This window comes from Aminobacter sp. SR38, from assembly GCF_014843375.1.
Taxonomy (GTDB): Bacteria; Pseudomonadota; Alphaproteobacteria; order Rhizobiales; family Rhizobiaceae; genus Aminobacter; species Aminobacter ciceronei.
In genome coordinates this window covers 2,633,852-2,654,075 of record NZ_CP062112.1, presented here as the reverse complement: position 1 = coordinate 2,654,075, position 20,224 = coordinate 2,633,852, and the positions used below count along the sequence as shown (strand labels likewise).

Sequence of the window (20,224 nt, the reverse complement as noted above, 5' to 3'; positions counted from 1 at the left end):
CTTCGCCGCTCACACCTTTCCTCCAACCTCGATGATTGGCGGCGACGTCAGCGCAGGCTGATCTCCCCCCTTGCGGGGGAGATGGCCGCCCCTTTGACAAATATGGGGCCAGAGGGGGGTGCGAAGGATCGCCGACCTCGCAACGAATTGCTGGGAACATTCCAATGAACATTCTCGAACGATACCACGCCATGGATTATGCCCCAGCCCCCGAGGCCCGCTCAGAAGCCGATGCCTGGCTTGGGGCCCGCGATTTCTCGAAGGCGCTGTTCATCGCAGGCGACTGGCGCGCCGGCATTGACGGCAAGAGCTTCGACACATCCGATCCCTCAACCGGCAAGCTTCTGGCCAAGGTGTCGGACGCCTCTGCCGCCGACATCGAGACGGCGGTGGCCGCGGCCCGCAAGGCGCTGCCGAAGTGGAGTGCTGCCTCGGGTTATGAGCGCGCAAAAGTGCTTTATGCCATCGGCCGCGCCATGCAGCGCCACCAGCGCCTGTTTGCGGTGCTGGAAAGCCTCGACAATGGCAAGCCGATCCGCGAGAGCCGCGACATCGACGTGCCGCTGGCGATCCGCCACTTCATCCACCATGCCGGCTGGGCCCAGTCGCTGGACCGGGAATTCCCAGGCCGCAAGCCAGCCGGTGTCGTCGGCCAGATCATCCCGTGGAATTTTCCGCTGCTGATGCTGGCCTGGAAGATCGCACCGGCCCTTGCCACCGGCTGCACCGTTGTCCTGAAGCCGGCCGAGTTCACGCCGCTGACGGCCATTCTCTTCGCCGAGATCTGCGAACGCGCCGGTGTGCCCAAGGGCGTGGTCAACATCGTCCAGGGCGGACCCGAGGCAGGGGCTGCGATCGTCAACCATCCCGGCATCGACAAGATCGCGTTTACCGGCTCGTCGGAGGTCGGCAAGATCATCCGCAAGGCAACTGCGGGCTCTGGCAAGAAGCTGTCGCTGGAACTCGGCGGCAAGTCGGCCTTCATTGTCTTCGAAGACGCCGATCTCGACAGCGCCGTCGAGGGACTTGTCGACGGCATCTGGTTCAACCAGGGCCAGGTCTGCTGTGCCGGCTCGCGGCTTCTGGTGCAGGAGAGCGTAGCCGAAGCCTTCATCGCCAAGGTCAAGACACGGATGAGCCGGCTGCGGGTCGGTTCTCCGCTCGACAAGAACACCGACATCGGCCCGCTGGTCGACAAGACCCAGCTCGACCGCGTCAGGCGCCTTGTCGAGGAAGGTGCAAGACAGGGTGCCGTCTGCTGGCAGCCCGACCAGGATGTGCCATCATCAGGCTATTATCACCTGCCGACGCTGGCGACGGGTGTTGCGCCCGCCAACATCCTTGCCCAGGAAGAGGTGTTCGGTCCGGTGCTCGCCACCATGAGCTTCCGCAACACCGAAGAGGCGGTCGAACTCGCCAACAACACCCGTTATGGCCTTGCCGCCTCGGTGTGGAGCGAAAACGTCAATCTTGCCTTGCATGTCGCCCCGCAGCTCAAGGCCGGCGTGGTCTGGATCAACGGCACCAACATGTTCGATGCTGCCTGCGGCTTCGGCGGCTACCGCGAGAGTGGCTTTGGCCGCGAAGGCGGGCGCGAGGGGCTGGAGGAATATCTGGCGCCGAGCGAGCCGCATGGCCCTGTCATCAAGCCGTCGACGGCGCCGAAACAGGCCGCCCGCGACAATGGCGAAAGCCACGGCATCGACCGCACGGCAAAGCTGTTCATCGCAGGCAAGCAGGTGCGCCCCGACGGCAACTATTCGCTGCCGGTTCTCACCTCCAAGGGCAAACTCGCGGGCGAGGTCGGCTTGGGCAGCCGCAAGGACATCCGCGATGCGGTCTCGGCGGCGCGCGCCTGCAAGGCCTGGCCCGAAGCGACCGCCTACAACAGGGCCCAGGTGCTCTATTATCTCGCCGAGAACCTGTCCGGCCGCACGGAAGAGTTTACCGCCCGCATCGTCGAACTGACCGGTGCTGCCCACAAGGCTGCCAAGGCAGAAGTCGAGGCCTCGATCGAGCGGCTGTTCTATTATGCCGGCATGGCCGACAAGTTCGAGGGCAGGGTGCACCAGCCGCCGGCGCGCACCGTCACGCTTGCCCTGCACGAACCTGTCGGCGTCATCGGCATCGTTGCCCCTGACGAGGCGCCGCTGCTCGGCCTGATCTCGCTGCTCGCCCCGGCACTTGCCATGGGCAACACCACGGTCGTGGTGCCGTCCTCCACCGCGCCGCTCGTGGCCACCGACCTCTACCAGGTACTCGAGTACTCAGACGTCCCTGCCGGTGCGATCAACATCGTCACCGGGCATACGGCGGAACTCACAGCCGTGCTTGCCAAGCATGACGACGTCGACGGCCTGTGGGTCGTCGCCGAGGCCGAGATCTGCGCCAAAGCGGAGGCTGAATCTGTCGGCAATCTCAAGCGCGTCTGGACCGGCCACGGCCGCAGCCTCGACTGGCCGACCGCCCAGGGCGAAGACTTCCTCCGCCGCGCCGTCGAGATCAAGAACGTCTGGGTCCCATACGGGGACTGAGGGGACCAGGGGAATAGGGGAATAGGGGAATAGGGGTTATCGCCTTCCCTTACTCCCTTACTCCCTTACTCCCTTGCTCCCTTGGCCCTCAGCTTATCTTCGTCAGCAGCTGCAGCAGGGTCTCTGCGTCCTTCGCCGACAGCGGCGACAATGTCTCCTCGGTGATCGTCCGCGCCCGCGGCAGAAGCTCGACGATGAGGCGCTGGCCCTCGTCGGTCAGCTTGACCATCAGGCGCCTTTTGTCGACCTCATGTTTGGCCAGCTGCACCAGCCCGCGTGCCGCGAGCCGGTCGATGACGCCCTTCACGGTCGCCGCATCCATGGCGATCAGGCCGCCCAGCTGGTTCTGCGAGGTTTCGCCGACGTCGCGCAGCTTGGCGAGCGCGGCGAACTGCGGTGGCGTCAGGTCGGCAATATGCGTCGCGAAGATCGCGACGTGACGCTGGTTGGCCTTGCGCAGGACAAAACCGATCTGTCCCTGGACCTGGTAGGTACCTTCGGTGGTTTCGGGGCTCATCGCAAGCCATCCCAGGCCTTGATGTCGGAGGCCTTCAATCCACCCATGCGGTCGTGAATGCGCGGCCCCGAGGTCATGACCAATGCAAAGACGATCTCGTCCGGTCGCGGCCCGTCGGGCACCCCCACTTCCATGGCATCGAAATGGCTGCGCACATAGGCGGCGTTGACATGGCCGATCGGCACGTCGAGCCGCGCGCCGAAAGCACCCAGCTTCTTGGCCGAGGGCACGATCGCCTTGGCTTCGCCAAGCCGCTCGCGCATGGCGTAACCGCCGGGCACATGCCACAGCGCGCCGTGTTCCAGTTCGCCGGCCGAGCCGACAATGGCGCCTTTGCCATAACCGTCGATGGCCTTCGCATCGCCGCCCAGCGCCGCGATCAGCCGGTCGGACAGCATCAGCCCGAGCGGTTTCAGATCCTCCATCGCGCTCTCAAGCTCTTCGACATAGCGGTCGGCGAACGGGTTCTTCACCACCGCAAGCGCTGCCGCTCGTCGTCGGGGGATATGCGCGGGTGGCCCTCCGTCGTGCAGGATTTCCTCGATCGTTACAGTGATCTTCCGGATCGGAAAGTCAGGCATGGACAGGTTCCCCCCTTGTCACACCATCGGTTACGGCAAGCTCATGCGTGCCGCTTATGCGGGTTCGGCCTCCTAGGTATAGAGCTGCAGTCTGGATCGACCCTTGCCGCCGCAAGGATTCGGCCACGGAAAATCCGGCGTCGAGCGCCGCCTCGATGTCGGCGGGGGCAAGCGGTGCGACGTCTGTCGTCACCAGCCGGTCGCCAAGGTCGCTGTCGGGCGCCAGGTCGCACGCTGGCCTGCGGTGGATGGCCGTGTGGCCGGGCAGGTCGACAGCGTTGGCGATCAGCGTCGCCGCAGCATCGGCCGCGGCCGCGTTTACCGCGAGCACCGTTACAGCGTCGGCGATGCCGAGCGAAAAGCTGCGGCCGCGCCAGCCGCTGGTGGCGATGCCGCGCACTGCGTCCTGCCAGTGGATCGTCAGCCTGTCGGCCAGGCCGTGGCCCGTGCCGGCAATCGCCACCGAGAATTCCTGGCCACAGCCGATGTGCAGGGCGATGTCACCGCCATTGTTGACATAGGCGCGCTCGATTGAACGCCCGGCGATCATCGCGGCCATCATCTCGTCGGCGACAGAACCTGCGACGGCGGCCATCGGTGTGATGAACTGCCCAGCCAAAGGCGCGACGGCGGCTTCCATGCGCCGCGCCGTTGGTCCGTCAAAGTCGCGGGGCCTTGACGATGCCGGGCGGCGCAGTTGGGCAAGCTCCTCGACCAGCTCGTCCAGGATGGTCTGGAAGCGTTCCGCCGCCTGTTCGTAAGCGGCGCGCACCTCGCCGGTCTCGCCAAATGCCTCGACGATCAGGTCGATGGGGCCATGATTGAAATGCAGGCGGTGCTTGTCGGGCAGCCAGGAGATTTCGGGTCCATTCATCGCGACCCGCCCGGCGCCGTCAGGCGCAACTGCGCCAGCGGTGGCCAGGGGTTGTCGGTCCCGGCCGCTTCCGTCGCCCGTTCGTTGAGATACTCGCCGCCGCGCGCCAGCACGTCGTCGATGCTCCTGATCTCGCTGTCATAGCCGCCCAGTGCCAGATAGTCGTCGCGCCGCAAGGTGAATTCGATCGGCGCCACCAGCGCCGGTGTCGGCACATAACCGAAAGCGTTATCGGGCACCCTGAGGACGTCGACCATCAGCGTGATGCCGCCGCCCGGCCAGACATAGACAGGCGCGCCGCCCACCGTCACGTAGGTTCTCAGGCCTTGCACCGAACGCGTCAGGTTGACCGGATTTTCCGTCACCCCGGCGCGCAGGCTGCCGCCGGCGCCGCCGACGAACAGCACGGTACACAAAGCCGGCTCACAATTGTCCTCGATCAGCCCAACCGACTTGCGCAAGCGGTCCGGGAACGGCTTCTTGACCGGCATCAATTCGTCGTTGAGCTCGTAATAGGCGAACTGCTCGCCCGTCGTCGAAACCATCAGCAGCGACAGGCCGGGCCGCGCGCCTTTCTTGGCATTCCATTCGCCCAGGATCTCGAGCGGGTCGGAGATGCTGGTGCCGCCCCAACCGAGGCCCGGCTCCGACACCTTGAAATAGCGCCCCGGCGTCGAGCGGCGGCCGAGGATCTTAATGCCGGTCTCCTCCCAGCCAAGCACCTTGCCGGCCTGGTGCTCGGAGACGACGCCAGTGATGTGGTCGTCGACGACAACCACCTCGTCAACGAGCCCGCGCCATTGCGTGGCGAACATGCCTATGGTCGCCGAGCCGCAGCCGACGCGCATGCGGTGTTCGGTCGTGCCATCGATGACCGGCGGCTTGCCGGCCTCGACCACGATGGCGGCGCCGCCGTCGATGCTCAGCTCGACGGGCTTCTTGTTGCAGAGGTCGAGCAGCACCGCGCAGGTCACCCGGCCTTCGCTCTTCGAGCCGCCGGTCAAATGGTGGACGCCACCGAGCGACAGCATCTGCGAGCCGTATTCGCCCGTCGTCACATGGCCGATGGCCTCGCCCTGGGCACGCACCGTCGCCGTCTCGGGGCCGAGATGGCGGTCGGTGTCGATCTTCACCTTGACGCCGCAATAGGAGAAGATGCCCTCGGTGACGACGGTGACGAGATCGACGCCTGCGAGCTGCTGGCTGACGATGAACGGTGCCGGCTTGTAGTCGGGATAGGTGGTGCCGGCACCGATGGCGGTAACGAAGCGCCGCCCGGTGTTGACCAGTTCGCCATCCCACGCCTCGCCGCTGAAAGGCACCACGGAATTGCCGCTTTCGACCGCGAAATCGAGCACGCGGACTGGGTCGGCGCGCACGATCATGCCGCCGAAATTGCCATAGCGGTCGCAGGCGCCGGTGTGCCCTTCGGCGATGTAGCACATCACGGGGCAGGCATCGCAGCGCAGCTTTTCGCCCGCCTGCCTGTCGCCGGCCGGGTGTGTCTCGAAACGCTCGGAAAGCTCGTTCATCGACGTGCCTCCTCGATTGCGGCCAGGATTCGCGACGGCGTTGCCGGCACCTTGGTGATCGCCACTCCGATGGCGTGGCGGATGGCGTTGAGGATGGCGGGCGCCGTCGGGATCAGCACATGCTCGCCCAAACCCTTGGCGCCAAAGGGTCCTTCCGGGTCCGGAACTTCCACCAGTATGGTTTCTATCGGCGGCACGTCACCGATCGTCGGGATCAGGTAGTCGTGCAGGTTCTCGGTACGGCCGGGAATGTACTCTTCCATCAGCGCCATGCCGATACCCTGGGCGATGCCGCCCTCGATCTGGCCTTCGGCAAGCAGCGGGTTGATCGCCCGGCCGACATCATGCGCCGCGGTGATCTTGATCAGCTTCACGGTGCCAAGCCTCATGTCGACCTCAAGCTCGGCGATCTGCGCGCCATAGCCGTAGACGGCATAAGGTTTGCCTTGGCCCTTGGCATCGAGCGTCGTCGTCGGCGGGTCGTAGCTTTCCTCGGCGGCGAAGACGAGGCCGTCCTTGTCCACTTCGAGCAGCGTCAGATCGATGCGCCGCCGCTCGCCGCCCTCATGCACCAGGAGCAGTCCGCCCGGCAAAAGCTGCAGCGACGCTTTGGCCGAGACATTGGCAAAGCGCAGGATGCCGTCTCGCAAGGCTTTCGCGGACTTTTCCGCCGCTTTTCCCGAGACATAGGTCTGGCGCGACGCCGAGGTCTTGCCCGCATCGGGTGTAACAGCCGTATCGGCACTTCGAAGCACGAAATCGCCGAGCGGCAGGCCAAGCGCGTCGGCGGCGATCTGGGCGATGACGGTGTTGGCGCCCTGGCCGATGTCGACCGCGCCCTGGTGCAGCACGACCTTGCCTTCGGGCGAGATGCCCAGCTTGATCGTCGAGGGGTTGGGCAAAGACGTGTTGCCGCAGCCATACCAGCACGAGGCGATTCCGACGCCGCGCTTGAACTTGCCGTTGGCCGCGTTGAAAGCGTCCGCTTCGGCCAGCGCGCGTGTCCAGCGCAGGCTCAGCGCCTCGAGGCAGTCGCCGATGCCGACACCGGTGTCGAGCCGCTGCCCGGTCACCGTTTCGGAGCCGTTTCGAAGAGCATTTTTCAAGCGTATCTGCAACCGGTCGAGACCAAGCTTGTCGGCCAGTTGGTCGAGCAGCGTCTCTTGCATCAGGGTAGCCTGCGGCACGCCGAAACCACGGAACGCGCCCGACACCGGGCCATTGGTGTGGATGGCGCGAGCGATGGCGCGGTAATGCGGCGTGGCATAGGGCCCGGAGGCATGCACCGGCACGCGATTGGCGACGGTCGGGCCGAAGCTGGCATAGGCACCGGTGTTGAACTCGCCATCGAACACCATGCCGCGAATGGTGCCGTCGGCATTGGCGCCGATTGTTGCCTTCATCGCGGCCGGATGGCGCTTCGTCGTCGAGGCCATCGATTCGGTGCGGCTATAGGCAAGGGCTGCCGGGCGCCCTGTCTTCAGTGCCACCAGCCCTATGAGCGGTTGCAGCGAAACGTCGATCTTGGAGCCAAAGCCGCCGCCGGTCGCCGTCGGCAGGATACGCACTTTTTCCACCGCGAGACCAAGGATACGCGCCGTGTCGTCGCGATCCAGATGCGGTGCCTGAGTGCAGGCGGCGATCGTCAGCGTATCGCTGTCCATCAATGCATAGCCGGCTTCCGGTTCGATGTAGGCGTGCTCGACATAGGAGGTCTGCATGCTGCTGGAGACCACGCATGCGGCCTGCGCCAGGGCACTTTCCGGCTCGCCGCGCTCGACAAGGCCGCGCGTCAGCAGGTTGTCGGGTCGGTTGGCATGGACCAGCACTGCGCCTTGCGCCTGGGAAGTGGCCGGCTCCAGTGCTGCCGGCAACTCGCGCCAGGTGATGGGGAAAGACGTCACATCCAGGTCGCGCGCCGCCCAGCCTTCGCAAGCGACAAGCGCCACCGCCTCGCCACGGAAACGTGTCTCGCTCTCGGCCAGTGCCGGCTGGTCGGCAAAAGGCGGGATAACGCCGAAGCTGTTGATGCCGGGGATGTCGCCGGCGGTGAAAACCGCAACGATGCCCGCATTGCCTGCGACGTAGGCGTCGAGGTCGCCGAACGAGAATGCGGCTCGGTGATGCGGCGAGCGGATCACCAGCACCGACAACGCATCGGCGGGAAATGAATCGCCGCCGAATCTTTCGCTGCCAATCACCTTCGGGATGCCGTCGAGCCTGATGGGCGAGGCACCTACGGCCGAACCAGCCGGGGGCATGCGAAAATCAAGGGATGGTGGCAGCATAAAGTGCCATGCCTCCATCACCGCCTCGACGATCTTGCGATAGCCGGTGCAGCGGCACAGGACCCCGCCGAGCGCGTCCTGGACCTGTTGTTCGCTTGGGCGCGGCTCCCGTTCCAGCAACGCAGTTGCCGTCACAAGCAGTCCGGGCGTGCAGAAACCGCATTGCGCGGCGCCATGTGCCAGGAACGACGCCTGCAGCGCCGAGAGGTCGCGGCCCCCCAGCCCTTCCACGGTGCGGATCGAAGCGCCTTCGACCGAGGCCATCGGCAGCAGGCAGGCGCAGACGGGCTCGCCGCCGAGCAGCACGGTGCAGGCGCCGCAATCGCCGGCATCGCAGCCGACCTTGGTGCCCGTCAGCCTGAGGTCGTCGCGCAGTACCGACGACAGGCGCCGCATCGGCGCAGCGGACACCGACACGGAGGCGCCGTTGACGGTGAAGCTGATCGGCGCCCGGTCGGTTTTCATGCCGCCGTCCGTCTCTGCGAGCCATGCGTTGCAAGCAGAAGCGCCCGCGCCACGATTTCGCGCGCAGCACTTCGCCTGTATCCGGCACTGCCGCGCACATCGTCGATTGGTGACAATTCATCCAATCCGGCAGCTTGCACCGCGGCTTCGGCGACCTCCGGCCTATGCCCGACAAGTGCTGCTTCCAGCGCGTGCAGCCGTCGCGCCACGGCCGAGCACGACCCCACCGAAATCGCCGCGCTTGCGATCCGCGCGTCCGTACCGAGCACGACCCTGGCCGCCGCCATGACGATCGAAATGACCAGATAGCGCCGCGCACCCAGTTTGACGAAGGCCGAGCCGCCGCCAGTGCTGGCCTTGGGGATGCGCAGCGCCGTCACCAGCTCGTCCTCGCGCAGCTTGGTTCGGCGGTTGCCTATGATGAACGCGCCAAGCGGCAAAATGCGCATCTCGTGGCGCGACCGCAGCTCGACCTCGGCGTCGAGGATCATCAGCGCCGGTACCCCATCGGCGGCCGGTGAGGCGTTGCATATGTTGCCGGCTATCGACGCGACGTGCTGAATCTGGCTCGAGCCAATTTCGCGCGCCGCCTGCTTCAGCGCGTCGAAGGCCGGCGGCAGCGGCGCCTGGATGATCTCGGTCCAACTGGTGCGCGCACCAATGACGAAGTGATTGTCGCTTTCGGTGATGCCGCGCAGTGCGCCGATGTCATTGATATCGATTACATCGAAAGAGAGAGGCCGGTTGCCAAGAGCGGGATAAACGTCCGTCGCACCCGCCAACACTCGCCAAGAGCCCTCGCTGAGCAGCGCCAGCGCCTCGTCGAGTGACTTGGGTTTCGCGTAACGGGTCACGCAATGCCTCCCGGCTGTTGCCGGACATTTTCATTCGTACACAAGTGATAACCTGCCGCGATCTTTTGTCAAAGCCTGGCTTTACTTCGCCGGATCACTTGCCGGTGGGCGCATGGCGGCCAAGTTGAAGGTTGACGCCGGCCGCCATCTGGTCGAATTTCGGCGGCCCGCCAGCGCGGCGGTATCAGAAACGAGTTGGGGACATCATGGCTACGGACGCGCTCGTCGTCGTCGATCTGCAAAACGACTTCTGCCCTGGCGGCGCGCTTGCCGTGAATGGGGGCGACGAGATCATCCCGCTGGTCAATGACCTGATCCGCCACAGCGAGCACGTGCTGCTTACCCAGGATTGGCATCCGGCCGGTCATTCGAGCTTCGCCTCGAGCCATCCCGGCAAGCAGCCTTTCGAAAGTGTCCGCATGTCCTATGGCCCCCAAACGCTGTGGCCGGATCACTGCATTCAGGGCAGCCGCGGCGCCGATTTCCATTCCGGGCTCGCCTCGTCCAAGGCCGAACTGGTTATCCGCAAGGGGTTTCGTCCGAACATTGACAGCTACTCGGCGTTTTTCGAGAACGACCGCTTCACGCCGACGGGCCTTGCCGGATACCTGCGCGAGCGCGACGTCGCCTCGATCACGCTTGTCGGCCTCGCCACCGATTTCTGCGTCGCCTATTCGGCGCTTGATGCGGTCAAGCATGGCTTCGCCACCACGGTGCGGCTCGATGCGTGCCGCGCGATCGATCTGGGCGGTTCCCTCGACTCGATGATCGGCAAGATGCGTGACGCCGGCGTCAAGCTGGTCTGATTTCCTGACTTTGGCAGCATCAGACGTTGCGGTCACCAATTCGAACACAATGCCCGGCGTAAACGCCGGTTCCGAGGGGACGGCATGAAGGGTTCGCGTATTGCGGCAGCGTCTCTGACGCTGGCCTGCCTGCTGGCGAGTGCAAGCACCGCGCTGGCTGCCGAGCAGGGATTGCCCGGGGCGACGATGTCGTTGGTGTGGGCACTGCCGTTTGCGGGATTGCTGCTCTCCATCGCCACCGGGCCGCTGCTTTATCCGCACCTCTGGGAGCAGCACTACGGCAAGATCACAGCCGGCTGGGCGGCGCTGGTGGTGGTGCCGATGGCGCTGTCTTTCGGCTTCGACATCTCAGTCGAGGCCGTGCTGCACACGCTGCTGCTCGAATACATGTCCTTCATCATTCTTTTGTTTGCCCTTTTCACCATCTCGGGCGGCATCCTGGTGGCAGGCAACATCCAGGGCACGCCGCTCATCAATGCCGGCCTTCTGGTCATTGGCGCGTTGCTGGCCTCCGTCGTCGGCACCACCGGCGCGTCGATGATCATGATCCGGCCGGTGATCCGCGCCAACGACAACCGGCCGTTTAACGCCCATGTCATCGTCTTCTTCATCTTCCTGGTGTCCAACATCGGCGGCTCGCTGACGCCGCTCGGCGACCCACCGCTGTTCGTCGGCTTTCTGCGCGGCGTAGACTTCTTCTGGACCACCGTCCATCTCTGGCGCGAGGCGCTGTTGGTCGGCGGCATCGTGCTGGCCGCCTTCCTCGCCGTCGATTGGCACTTTCACCGGCGCGAGTCCGGGCAGCCCAAGGTCAAGGACCCGACACCACATTCGAAGGTGCGCATCCGCGGACTTGCCAATATCGCTTTGCTCGCCGGTGTCATCGCCGCGATCCTGATGTCGGCGTCATGGAAGCCCGGCGTCGCGTTCTCCGTCTACGGCGTCCATGTCGAACTTCAGAACCTCGTCCGTGACGCCATCATCCTGGCATTGGCCTTCGTGTCACTGGCGGTCACCCGCAAGGAATACCGCGCCGCCAACGGGTTTTCATGGGGTCCTATTCTCGAAGTGGCCAAGCTGTTTGCCGGCATCTTCGTTTGCATCGTGCCCGTCATCGCCATCCTGCGCGCCGGGCTAGATGGGGCTTTCGCGCCGCTGGTGGCGCTGGTCACCGGACCGGGCGGCGAGCCTGACAACCTCGCCTATTTCTGGCTGACGGGCGTGCTGTCGTCCTTCCTCGACAATGCGCCGACCTATCTCGTCTTCTTCGAGCTTGCCGGCGGAGACCCACAGGCGCTGATGACGACCTTTGCCACAACACTGGTGGCGATCTCGGCCGGCGCCGTGTTCATGGGCGCCAACACCTATATCGGCAATGCGCCGAACTTCATGGTCTACGCCATCGCCCGGGAAAGCGGGGTCAGGATGCCCGGCTTTTTCGGCTACATGCTGTGGTCGAGCGCGATGCTGATCCCGACTTTCCTGATCGCGGGGTTTGTGTTCTTCGCCTAACCCACGCCGACATAGCGCCTGACCATCCCAGGATCCTCGCGCAGCCGCCCCACGTCCACCGTCTCGCGGTTGCGACCGTTCTCAATGAAGGCGACGCGATCGGCGACGGGCAGCACGGCGTCGACGCGCTGTTCGACGAGAATGGTCGAGACACCGCGCTCGCGCAGCCTGGCCACGGTTTCGCGGATCTTGGCGATCATCGACGGCATCAGCCCTTCGGTCGGCTCGTCGAGCAGCAGGACCTCGGGTTCAACACACAGCGCGCGCGCCATGGCCAGCATCTGCTGCTCGCCGCCCGACAACGTGCCGGAGCGCTGCTGCAGCCGGTCGCGCAACAGCGGGAACAGGTCGAGCACGCTGTCGCGCACCGCCTTGCCCCTGTTGCGGGTCATCAGGCCGATCTCGATGTTTTCGGCGACGGTCAGCTCGGCAAACAGCCGGCGCCCTTGCGGCACATAGGCCACACCCGTCTTTGGCACCTCGTGCGCAGGGAGCTCGGTCAGCACGCGTTCGCCCAGCCTGATCGAGCCCGCACGCGCCGGCACCAGCCCCATGATCGCCTTCAGCGTCGTGGTCTTGCCGGCGCCGTTACGGCCGAGCAGGCACAGCACCTCGCCCTTGCGCAATTCGAGGTCGAGGCCGTGCAGCACCTGCACTTCGCCGTAAAAGCAGTCGAGGCCTGATATCGTCAGCGCCGCATTCATGCTTCGGCCTCCTGAGCGGTGCCAAGATAGGCTTCTTGCACGGCGGCGTTGGCGCGGATCTCGGCCGGGCTGCCTTCGGCGAGGATCCTGCCGGCATTGAACACGCTGATGCGACGGGCCAGCTCCATGACAACGGGCATGTTGTGCTCGATCAGCAGGATGGTGGCGTCACGGGCGATCTCGCGGGCCAGGGCGATGAAGCTCTCGATCTCGCCGTCCGACAGGCCCTGCGTCGGTTCGTCGAGAATGAGCAGACGCGGCCTGAGCGCCAGGCCCATGGCCACCTCGAGCAGCCGCTGGTGGCCATAGGCCAGAGCGCCGGCCTGCTCATGCGCGCGGCCAGCGAGGCCGACGCGCTCCAGCGCCTCCATCGCCCCTTGCCGCACCGCGCCGCGCGACCGGCCGTCGGTCAGTGTGCGCTGTACCGGCAGGGCGACGTTGTCGTAGGCGCTGAGATTGGCGAAGACGCTGGTGATCTGGAAGGTGTAGGCGATGCCGCGCCGGACCCGCAGATGCGCCGGCATGGCGGTGATATCCTCGCCGTCGAAGACGATACTGCCTGAGGTCGGTGCGTAGCGGCCGCAGACGAGGCTGACGAAAGTGGTCTTGCCGGCGCCGTTGGGGCCGATCACCGCCCTGATCTCGCCCGGCTCAAGCGAGAAGTCGACATTGTCGACGGCGCGCAGGCCGCCGAAATGACGCGACAGACCCTTGGTGGTCAGAAGCGCCGTCACGGCAGCCACCCGAGCCAGCGGTCGCGCAGCGTGCCGAGAACGCCCTTGCGGAACCAGAGCACCAACAGGATCAGCATTGCGCCGACAATAAGCATGTAGGCCGAGGTGTAGCTGCTGGTGATGTCGATCACGTAGTACATGAACAGTGTGCCGAGCAGCGGCCCGAGTGTGGTCGCAGCACCGCCGAGCAGCACCCAGAGCAGTGGCAGGATCGAATATTGCACCGAGGCGAATGTCGAGCCGACATAGCCGAACAACAGGGCATAGGCCGCCCCGGCCGCGGCACAGATGACGCCCGAGGTGACGACTGCCGCCAGCTTGTTGGCGAAGGTGTCGTAGCCAAGCATCTTCGCGCGCTCCTCGTTTTCGCGGATCGCGACCAGCACACGGCCGTGGCGCGAGCGGACGATGGCGAGCGTGGCGAACAGGGCAGCGGCAAACAGCGCCACTGCCGAGAGATAGCGCGTCGCCGGGTTGGTCAGGTCAAGCGTGCCGGTTCCCAAAGTGATCTGCCGCGCCTGCTGCTGCAGCACCAGCCCCTCGTCGCCGCGCGTCCATGCGCCGAAATAGAGTGTTACGAGATAAAACACCTGGGCAAACATCATGGTCACGATCATGAAGGCGACACCCGAAGTCCGGAGCGCCAGCAGGCCGACAATCAGCGACACGAGGAAGCCCGCGCCGACGCCACCGGCAAAGGCCGGCACCACGCCCCAGCCAAGATGATAGAGCGGCAGCCCGGCGCCATAGAGCCCGGCGGCGAAGAACATGGCGTGGCCGAGGCTCAAGAGCCCGACATAACCGAACAGAAGGTTGTAGCCCATGGCGAAGACGGCCAGCACCAGCACCCGCGCCAGAACGCCATGGTGGTACTCGGGCAGGATGAAGTTGAGCGCGACGAGCAGGGCGATGACCACTGCATGCAACGCGTAGACCCTGGCAGTCGCCCCGTCGTCGCTCATTTTGTCGCCGTTCCGAACAGGCCCTGCGGCCGGAACACCAGCACCATGGCGACGACGAGCGTGGCGATGATCTTGGCCAGGGTCGGCGAGAAGAACACCGAGATGATGCCGTCGGATACGCCGATGAGAAGGGCGGCAATGACGGTGCCGCGCAGCGAGCCCAGCCCGCCGATGATGACGACGATGAACGACAGCAACAGCGGGTCGAGACCCATCAAATAATGCGCCTGCTGGATCGGCACGATCAGCACGGCGGCGATTGCCGCGAGCATCGCGCCAAGCGCGAACACCGCGCCATAGACGCGTCCGACCGGGATGCCGAAGGCCTGAGCCGTCTCACGGTCGTATTGAGTCGCCCGCATGACAAGGCCGATCCTCGTGCGGGTCAGCACAAGCCACGTGGCAAGCAGCAAAAGCGCCGATGCGGCGATGATCGACAGCTTGTAGCCGGAGTAGCCGAACCAGGGCAGCTGGATTCGGACGTTGAAGGGCGGCGTCACCGGCCGCGCCTCGGGGCCGTAGAAGGTCAGAGCCAGCTGCTGGATGATGTAGAGCAGGCCGATGGTGGCGACGATGATGGCTTCCGGGTTGTAGTCGAGCCGGCGCAGGACAAGCCGCTCAGATATCCAGGCGATGAAGCCGACGATCAGCGGCGCCAGCACCAGGGCTGCGGCGAAGCCGAGAGCTGGGTGTCCACCAACGGCTGTGGTGATCGCCCATGCGAGCACGGCGCCGAGCATGAAGAATTCGCCATGCGCGACATTGACGATGCGCATCACGCCGAACACCAGCGACAGGCCAAGCGCTGTCAGCGCCAGCACTGCCGAGGTGACCAGGCCTTCGAGCGTGGCAAGCAGGAGATGCGGGAAGAAGGCCACTAGCCAACCCACCTGGGTTGCGCTTCGTCGCACCCCCCTCTGGCCTGCCGGCCATTTCCCCCACAAGGGGGGAGATCAGCTGACGCTGATATCTGCGCCAACCACGGATGGTGCAAGATGGCAGCGGCGACGGAGCTGCTGATCTCCCCCCTTGTGGGGGAGATGGCCGGCAGGCCAGAGGGGGGCAACGTCGAGCGCATTACAGGCCAGTCTATCGCCGTACCCTCACAACGGCTGCGTCGTGTAGTCCGCCTCCGGCTCGTACAGACCGTCCTCGATCGAGGTCCGGTGGACGACGTTGAGCTTGCCGCCTTCGACCTTGGAGATGTTCTGGTGGCCGAAGACCTGGTGGATCTTGCCGTTGAACGTCTTGTCGCCCTGCGGGTGCTCGGGACCTTCCTTGAACGCGGTCAGCGCCTCGGTCGCCTCGACAAGCTTGGCGCGGTCTTCGGGCCCCTTGTAGCCTGAATCCTCCATCGCCTTCTTGATGACGTAGAGCGTTTCCCAGCAGCCGAACATGTGGGCGGCGGTCGAGACGTCCTTGGCATCCGTCGTCGAGGCGCCGTTGTCGTCGATGCCGACGGCGGCGCGATACGCCTTCTGCGCCTCGCTGTCATTGGCTTGGGCGTAGCGCGGCGAGCCTTCCCAGAAATGGCTGCCGTCGAGGAATTCGAGGCCCGGGCTGTTGATGTCGACGGCCTCGAGCGAGTCGATGAAGCCGAACAGCTGCGGCTTGGTCGAGCCGTAGAATTCGCCGAGCTCCTTGACGAAGGTCAAGACGCCTGGGCCGACCATGACGTGGTACAGCACCTCGGTGTCGGCAGGGATCTGCGGCAGGTATTTGGTGAACGAGCTTTCGGTCGGTGGGATCGGGATCTGGGCGACGACCTCGCCGCCCTGCGCCTTGATGGCGGGCGCGAAATAGTCGCGATGGTCGTAGCCGAAAGCGTAGTCCGGATAGATCATCGTCACCTTCTTGCCGAGGTTGGCCGCGACCCAGGGCGCGACCGAGGTGACCTGCGAGCGCACGTCGGTGATGCCGGGCTGGAACACCCAGCGGTTCAGCTTGCCCGAGGCGACGTGATAGCCTTCGCTGACGACATAATAGGGGATCTTGAGCTCGCCGGCGGTAGGCGCCGAGCCGACGACGACATGCGAGAACAGCGTGCCGAAGACGATGTCGGTCTTGTGCTGGCTGGCGAATTTCGCCACCACTTCGGCGCCGCGCTTGGGGTCGGTGCCGTCATCCTCGACAATGATCTCGACCGGCCGTCCGTTGATGCCGCCGGCATCGTTGATCAGCTTGACGGCGGCGTTGGTGGTCTTTTCGTACCAGCGGCCATAGGCGGCGCCGATGCCGGTGCGGTGGGCCTGGAAGCCGATCTTGATCGGAGCGGAAGATTGCGCCTGTGAGTAGCGTACGAAACCCGGGGCTGCCATCAGGCCGGCGCCGGCGGCGATGCCTTTCAGCGCCGTGCGGCGGCTGAGGCGCGATTTTCCGAGGTCGAAGAAGCGATTGCTGTCAGTCATGCCCTGTCCCCTTGCCGTGTCCTTTGACCAACGATCGTGCGGATTGGCAGCCCTTCCGCCGAGGGCGAAAAATTGCATGTATACAAACTAGATCACCAATCCCTGGAGGTGGCAATAGTTGCTTCCCCAAGGTCAAAATCCGCCTGCATTTGCACTATCCCGCCGTTGCTGTCGAGAGCAGCCAGAGGCCGAAAACGGTGTAGCCGATCATCAGCACGGTGAGCGGCAACTGGCTGAGCGAGGCACTGGCCGCGCTCGGGTGCAGGCGCCAGGCAAGCACATGGGCGACGAGCACCGCCAGCACATGCCCGCCGACGATCGCCGCCGCCTGGAGGTTCCACAGCAGCCAAGCCGAATGCGCGCCCATGGCGATGCCGGCCTCGACCGGCATGTGGGCTGTGCCGAGCAGGTTCCAGCCCAAGGCGAACGGATCCGACAGCGCCACCAGCGCGTATTGGCCGTTGACCAGAAGTGCCGTCAGATAGTGCGAGAAGTGATAGGCCAGCGCGATGGGAACGATCGACCAGACGAACAGGCCGGCGGCGTTGGGCAGCGGAACGGTGGTGCGGACCAGCCTTTCGCCTGCCGCGACCGCGAGCAGCCCGACGCCGGCGAGGGCAACGAACATCGCCATCAGGCCGAAGCTGTTGGTGGCGACCAGCGCGGTGCGGCCGGGCAGTTCAAGCGGGTTGATGCTGTTGAGCCCGAGCCAGAAGAAAGTCTTCGAAAAGCCGTCAAATGATACCGAAGCGAGGGTCGCGAGCAGGAACAGCGCCCCCGCGGGCGGCAGCGCTTCGGCTTGGTAAAGCTTGGCGCCCGGCCAGCACAGGGCAAGGCGCAGGCGGGACCGGTCCTTGCTTGCCTCGACGATGCCGAAGCGGCCGATCATGGCGAAGAAGGCCGAGAGGAATTCGCCCTGACGGCTCCAGCGCTCGAAGCCGAAGGCCAGCATGGCGGTGAAGGAGATGATCCAGTAGAGGCCGGCGACCATGGCGAGGCGTGCCGGATCGTCCGGGGCGGGGTCGATCAGCTCGAACCAGGCGAAGGCGAAGAACAGAATGACTGCGGGCCAGTAGCCGAGCCATTCGGGAAGATGCAGTGGGGTCTTTTGCCGAGCCTTGGCACCCAGCGCTCCTGTGACCAAGCGATAAGGTCCGTACCATGGGTTGAGCCAGGACCAGAGATTGCCGCACAGGCCCTGGGCCAGCGTGAGCCCGACCCAGAGCAGTGTCCAGACCGTCAGGGGCAGCGGGTTGGACAGCGGGTCGTGCGAGCCGATGAAGCCCGCTGTGATCAACACTGCGAAGACGGCGAAGGCGGCGAGGCTCGCGGCCAACCGTAGATCAGGGATGGAGCCGAGCGGCAGGCGCTTGCGCCAGATGGACACCAGCCGCGCCGGCGGCAGCAGTGCCAGCACCATAAAACTCGCCGCCACCGCGAACGCTGCGCCGGCTATGTAATGCCCGGTCGGCAACAGCAGCACATGGCCACGGTCGGAGGCATGGGCGAAAGCGGGCGAGGTGTGCGATGCGGCGGCAGCGCATGCGGCAAGCACTGCTGCCGCTTTGCGTTGGACGGTTGTGGCTGTGTTGGTTCCGCGCATCACCTTGCCGGTGTGCCACATGGTCGGGGTCGCGGGAAGGGTGCGACTATCGACGGCGGATGGCGACAGGTGGTGACGCTCGCGCTTTGCGAGGCAACCCTTTAGCCTCGCGACCTTCGCACCTCCCTCTGGCCTGCCGGCCATCTCCCCCACAAGGAGGGAGATCACGTCTTCATCAGCCGCCCGGCCAACTACCAACGTTGCAAAGGCTCGTCCATACAACGTTGCAGAATGAGCGCCGCCGGCAACGAGACTAATCTCCCTCCTTGTGGGGGAGATACCCGGCCGGGCAGAGGGGGGTGCGAAGGAATGAGAGGTTGAAGGAAACCCAAATTCAAGCCCCAAGCCACCCCTAAACCTTCACCAACTGCTCCACCCGGTCCTTCTCGCCGAAGATGCGCAGATAGCGGGCGATTTCTTGTCTGTCGCCGGTGGCCTTGGCGGGGTTGTCGGAGAGCTTGACCGCCGGGCGGCCATTGGCCTCGGTGACCTTGCAGACCAGCGAGATGGCGTTGAGGCGGTCGGTTTCCTTGGGCGCGCAGCCCTCGAAGTCGTTGGTGAGGTTGGTGCCCCAGCCAAAGGACATGCGCACCTTGCCCTCGAAGTGGCGGTAGGTCTCGATGATGGTGTCGACGTCGAGGCCGTCGGAGAAGATCAGCAGCTTCGAACGGGGGTCCTGGCCCTTCTTGCGCCACCAGTCGATGATGCGCTCGCCGCCTTCGATCGGCGGGGCGCTGTCGGGGCGGAAACCGGTCCAGTCGGCGACCCAGTCGGGCGCGTCGCGCAGGAAGGCCGCCGTGCCGAAGGCATCGGGCAAGACGATCAAAAGGTTGCCGCCATAATAGCGCTGCCAGTCGCGCAGCACATTGTAGGGCGACTGCTTGAGCTCGGCCTCATCGTTGGCAAGTGCGGCATAGACCATCGGCAGCTCATGCGCGTTGGTGCCGAGCGCCTCGAGGTCAGTGTCCATGGCCAGCAGCACGTTGGAGGTGCCGGTAAAGGCCTCGCCGATGCCTTCCTTGAGCGCCTCGACACACCAGCGCTGCCACAGGAAGGAGTGGCGGCGGCGGGTGCCGAAATCGGAGATCTTGATCTCGGGCAGCATCTTAAGCCGCTCGGTCTTGTCCCACATCTTGGCCTTGGCGCGGGCGTAGAGCACGTCGAGCGCGAAGGGTCCGAAGGCCTTCATCGCCGAGCGCGAGCGCAGCTCGTTGATGATGGCAAGAGCCGGTATTTCCCACATCGAGGTCATCACCCAGGGACCGGCGAAAGTCAGCTCATACTGGCCGTCGCGCTTTTCCAGATGGTAGGGGGGCAGCTGGAAATTCTCGAGCCAGGCCAGGAACTCCGGCTCGAAGATCTGCTTGCGGCCATAGAAATTGTTGCCGCCGAGCCAGATCATCTCCTTCTTGGTGAAGCGCAAGGTGCGGGCATGGTCGAGCTGCTCTCGCAGCTCGCCCTCGTCGATCTCCTCGGCGAGCTTGACCGAAGTGGCGCGGTTGATCAGCGAAAAGGTGGCGTCGACCTTGGGGTGCATGCCCCAGATCATCTGCAGCATCAGGAGCTTGTAGAAATCCGTGTCGAGCAGCGAGCGGACGATCGGATCGAGCTTCCAGGTGTGGTTGTACACCCGCCGTGCAATGTCGGTCCTGGCCATCCTGCTTCATTCCTCCTTGACGCTTCCAACCCTCGGGCCGGCGCGCCGCATTCCTCGTTGACAGCATTGGGATATAGCGCCGGGGCGATCAAGCTTAAGACGCGAAAAAAGCAACCCTGGACCTATAGTTGCATCGTCCAATCAAGTTTGCCGCTGGAGAGGTTCCGCTTTTCTTCGAATCGCGGAACCTCTC

General features: G+C 65.0%; 16 protein-coding genes. 3 read left to right on the top strand and 13 right to left on the bottom strand.

The genetic code is table 11. The features are described 5' to 3' along the window. Positions 1 to 164: 164 nt before the first annotated feature. Complete coding sequence (locus IG197_RS13035) at positions 165 to 2,534, top strand: aldehyde dehydrogenase family protein (RefSeq protein WP_192319331.1); 2,370 nt, start codon at positions 165 to 167, stop codon at positions 2,532 to 2,534. Between the two features lie 88 nt (positions 2,535 to 2,622). On the opposite strand, the gene IG197_RS13030 is transcribed toward IG197_RS13035, so the two are convergent. The 6 genes from IG197_RS13030 to IG197_RS13005 are packed head-to-tail and all read right to left on the bottom strand — an operon-like array spanning position 2,623 to position 9,645. After that, positions 2,623 to 3,051 carry a MarR family winged helix-turn-helix transcriptional regulator gene (locus tag IG197_RS13030; protein ID WP_192319329.1) on the bottom strand — a complete coding sequence of 143 codons (429 nt, stop codon included), beginning with the start codon at positions 3,049 to 3,051 and terminating at the stop codon, positions 2,623 to 2,625. Beyond that, positions 3,048 to 3,632, bottom strand: coding sequence for an amino acid synthesis family protein (locus IG197_RS13025; RefSeq protein ID WP_192319327.1), 585 nt, complete (start codon positions 3,630 to 3,632; stop codon positions 3,048 to 3,050). The genes IG197_RS13030 and IG197_RS13025 overlap by 4 nt, the downstream gene beginning before the upstream one ends. Further along, positions 3,625 to 4,506, bottom strand: a complete 882-nt coding sequence (locus IG197_RS13020) for a UPF0280 family protein (RefSeq protein ID WP_192319325.1) — start codon at positions 4,504 to 4,506, stop codon at positions 3,625 to 3,627. Before IG197_RS13020 ends, IG197_RS13025 begins: the two co-directional genes overlap by 8 nt. Continuing rightward, a complete protein-coding gene (locus tag IG197_RS13015; protein WP_192319323.1) occupies positions 4,503 to 6,038 on the bottom strand; it encodes a 6-hydroxynicotinate reductase in 1,536 nt (511 codons plus the stop codon). The genes IG197_RS13020 and IG197_RS13015 overlap by 4 nt, the downstream gene beginning before the upstream one ends. Then, the gene (locus IG197_RS13010) at positions 6,035 to 8,791 is read right to left on the bottom strand and encodes a molybdopterin-dependent oxidoreductase (RefSeq protein ID WP_192319321.1); all 2,757 of its coding nucleotides are present in this window, start codon (positions 8,789 to 8,791) and stop codon (positions 6,035 to 6,037) included. Before IG197_RS13010 ends, IG197_RS13015 begins: the two co-directional genes overlap by 4 nt. After that, positions 8,788 to 9,645 carry a xanthine dehydrogenase family protein subunit M gene (locus IG197_RS13005; protein ID WP_192319319.1) on the bottom strand — a complete coding sequence of 286 codons (858 nt, stop codon included), beginning with the start codon at positions 9,643 to 9,645 and terminating at the stop codon, positions 8,788 to 8,790. Before IG197_RS13005 ends, IG197_RS13010 begins: the two co-directional genes overlap by 4 nt. A 206-nt stretch (positions 9,646 to 9,851) precedes the next feature. On the opposite strand from IG197_RS13005, the gene pncA reads away from it, so the two are divergent. Then, the gene (gene pncA / locus IG197_RS13000; RefSeq protein WP_192319317.1) at positions 9,852 to 10,451 is read left to right on the top strand and encodes a bifunctional nicotinamidase/pyrazinamidase; all 600 of its coding nucleotides are present in this window, start codon (positions 9,852 to 9,854) and stop codon (positions 10,449 to 10,451) included. Positions 10,452 to 10,535: 84 nt separating this feature from the next. Then, positions 10,536 to 11,963 (top strand): sodium:proton antiporter, encoded by a 1,428-nt coding sequence (locus IG197_RS12995; RefSeq protein WP_192319315.1) that lies wholly within the window; start codon positions 10,536 to 10,538, stop codon positions 11,961 to 11,963. Here IG197_RS12995 and IG197_RS12990 read toward each other — a convergent pair. From IG197_RS12990 to pncB, 7 genes are all read right to left on the bottom strand, one after another. After that, on the bottom strand, positions 11,960 to 12,667 hold the full coding sequence (locus tag IG197_RS12990) for an ABC transporter ATP-binding protein (RefSeq protein ID WP_192319313.1): 708 nt from the start codon (positions 12,665 to 12,667) through the stop codon (positions 11,960 to 11,962). The two genes, IG197_RS12995 and IG197_RS12990, sit on opposite strands and share 4 nt — an antisense overlap. Next, a complete protein-coding gene (locus IG197_RS12985; RefSeq protein ID WP_192319311.1) occupies positions 12,664 to 13,401 on the bottom strand; it encodes an ABC transporter ATP-binding protein in 738 nt (245 codons plus the stop codon). Before IG197_RS12985 ends, IG197_RS12990 begins: the two co-directional genes overlap by 4 nt. Beyond that, positions 13,398 to 14,363: a branched-chain amino acid ABC transporter permease gene (locus IG197_RS12980; RefSeq protein WP_192319309.1), complete on the bottom strand. Its 966-nt coding sequence runs from the start codon at positions 14,361 to 14,363 to the stop codon at positions 13,398 to 13,400. The genes IG197_RS12985 and IG197_RS12980 overlap by 4 nt, the downstream gene beginning before the upstream one ends. Then, positions 14,360 to 15,241, bottom strand: a complete 882-nt coding sequence (locus IG197_RS12975; RefSeq protein WP_192319730.1) for a branched-chain amino acid ABC transporter permease — start codon at positions 15,239 to 15,241, stop codon at positions 14,360 to 14,362. The genes IG197_RS12980 and IG197_RS12975 overlap by 4 nt, the downstream gene beginning before the upstream one ends. Before the next feature lie 225 nt (positions 15,242 to 15,466). Beyond that, positions 15,467 to 16,771 carry an ABC transporter substrate-binding protein gene (locus IG197_RS12970; RefSeq protein ID WP_182575106.1) on the bottom strand — a complete coding sequence of 435 codons (1,305 nt, stop codon included), beginning with the start codon at positions 16,769 to 16,771 and terminating at the stop codon, positions 15,467 to 15,469. A 154-nt stretch (positions 16,772 to 16,925) separates the two neighbouring features. Beyond that, positions 16,926 to 18,374: a hypothetical protein gene (locus IG197_RS12965; protein WP_192319307.1), complete on the bottom strand. Its 1,449-nt coding sequence runs from the start codon at positions 18,372 to 18,374 to the stop codon at positions 16,926 to 16,928. A 352-nt stretch (positions 18,375 to 18,726) separates the two neighbouring features. Next, entirely contained in the window at positions 18,727 to 20,031 is a 1,305-nt protein-coding gene (gene pncB, locus IG197_RS12960; RefSeq protein WP_067955220.1) for a nicotinate phosphoribosyltransferase, read from the bottom strand. Between the last annotated feature and the right edge of the window lie 193 nt (positions 20,032 to 20,224).

Coding starts and splice junctions, on each gene's coding strand:
- IG197_RS13025 (WP_192319327.1), bottom strand. CDS start 3,632: ATGCCTGACTTTCCGATCCGGAAGATCACTGTAACGATCGAGGAAATC.
- IG197_RS13035 (WP_192319331.1), top strand. CDS start 165: ATGAACATTCTCGAACGATACCACGCCATGGATTATGCCCCAGCCCCC.
- IG197_RS13010 (WP_192319321.1), bottom strand. CDS start 8,791: ATGAAAACCGACCGGGCGCCGATCAGCTTCACCGTCAACGGCGCCTCC.
- IG197_RS12990 (WP_192319313.1), bottom strand. CDS start 12,667: ATGAATGCGGCGCTGACGATATCAGGCCTCGACTGCTTTTACGGCGAA.
- IG197_RS13020 (WP_192319325.1), bottom strand. CDS start 4,506: ATGAATGGACCCGAAATCTCCTGGCTGCCCGACAAGCACCGCCTGCAT.
- IG197_RS13030 (WP_192319329.1), bottom strand. CDS start 3,051: ATGAGCCCCGAAACCACCGAAGGTACCTACCAGGTCCAGGGACAGATC.
- IG197_RS12995 (WP_192319315.1), top strand. CDS start 10,536: ATGAAGGGTTCGCGTATTGCGGCAGCGTCTCTGACGCTGGCCTGCCTG.
- IG197_RS12970 (WP_182575106.1), bottom strand. CDS start 16,771: ATGACTGACAGCAATCGCTTCTTCGACCTCGGAAAATCGCGCCTCAGC.
- IG197_RS13015 (WP_192319323.1), bottom strand. CDS start 6,038: ATGAACGAGCTTTCCGAGCGTTTCGAGACACACCCGGCCGGCGACAGG.
- IG197_RS12965 (WP_192319307.1), bottom strand. CDS start 18,374: ATGCGCGGAACCAACACAGCCACAACCGTCCAACGCAAAGCGGCAGCA.
- pncB (WP_067955220.1), bottom strand. CDS start 20,031: ATGGCCAGGACCGACATTGCACGGCGGGTGTACAACCACACCTGGAAG.
- IG197_RS12980 (WP_192319309.1), bottom strand. CDS start 14,363: ATGAGCGACGACGGGGCGACTGCCAGGGTCTACGCGTTGCATGCAGTG.
- pncA (WP_192319317.1), top strand. CDS start 9,852: ATGGCTACGGACGCGCTCGTCGTCGTCGATCTGCAAAACGACTTCTGC.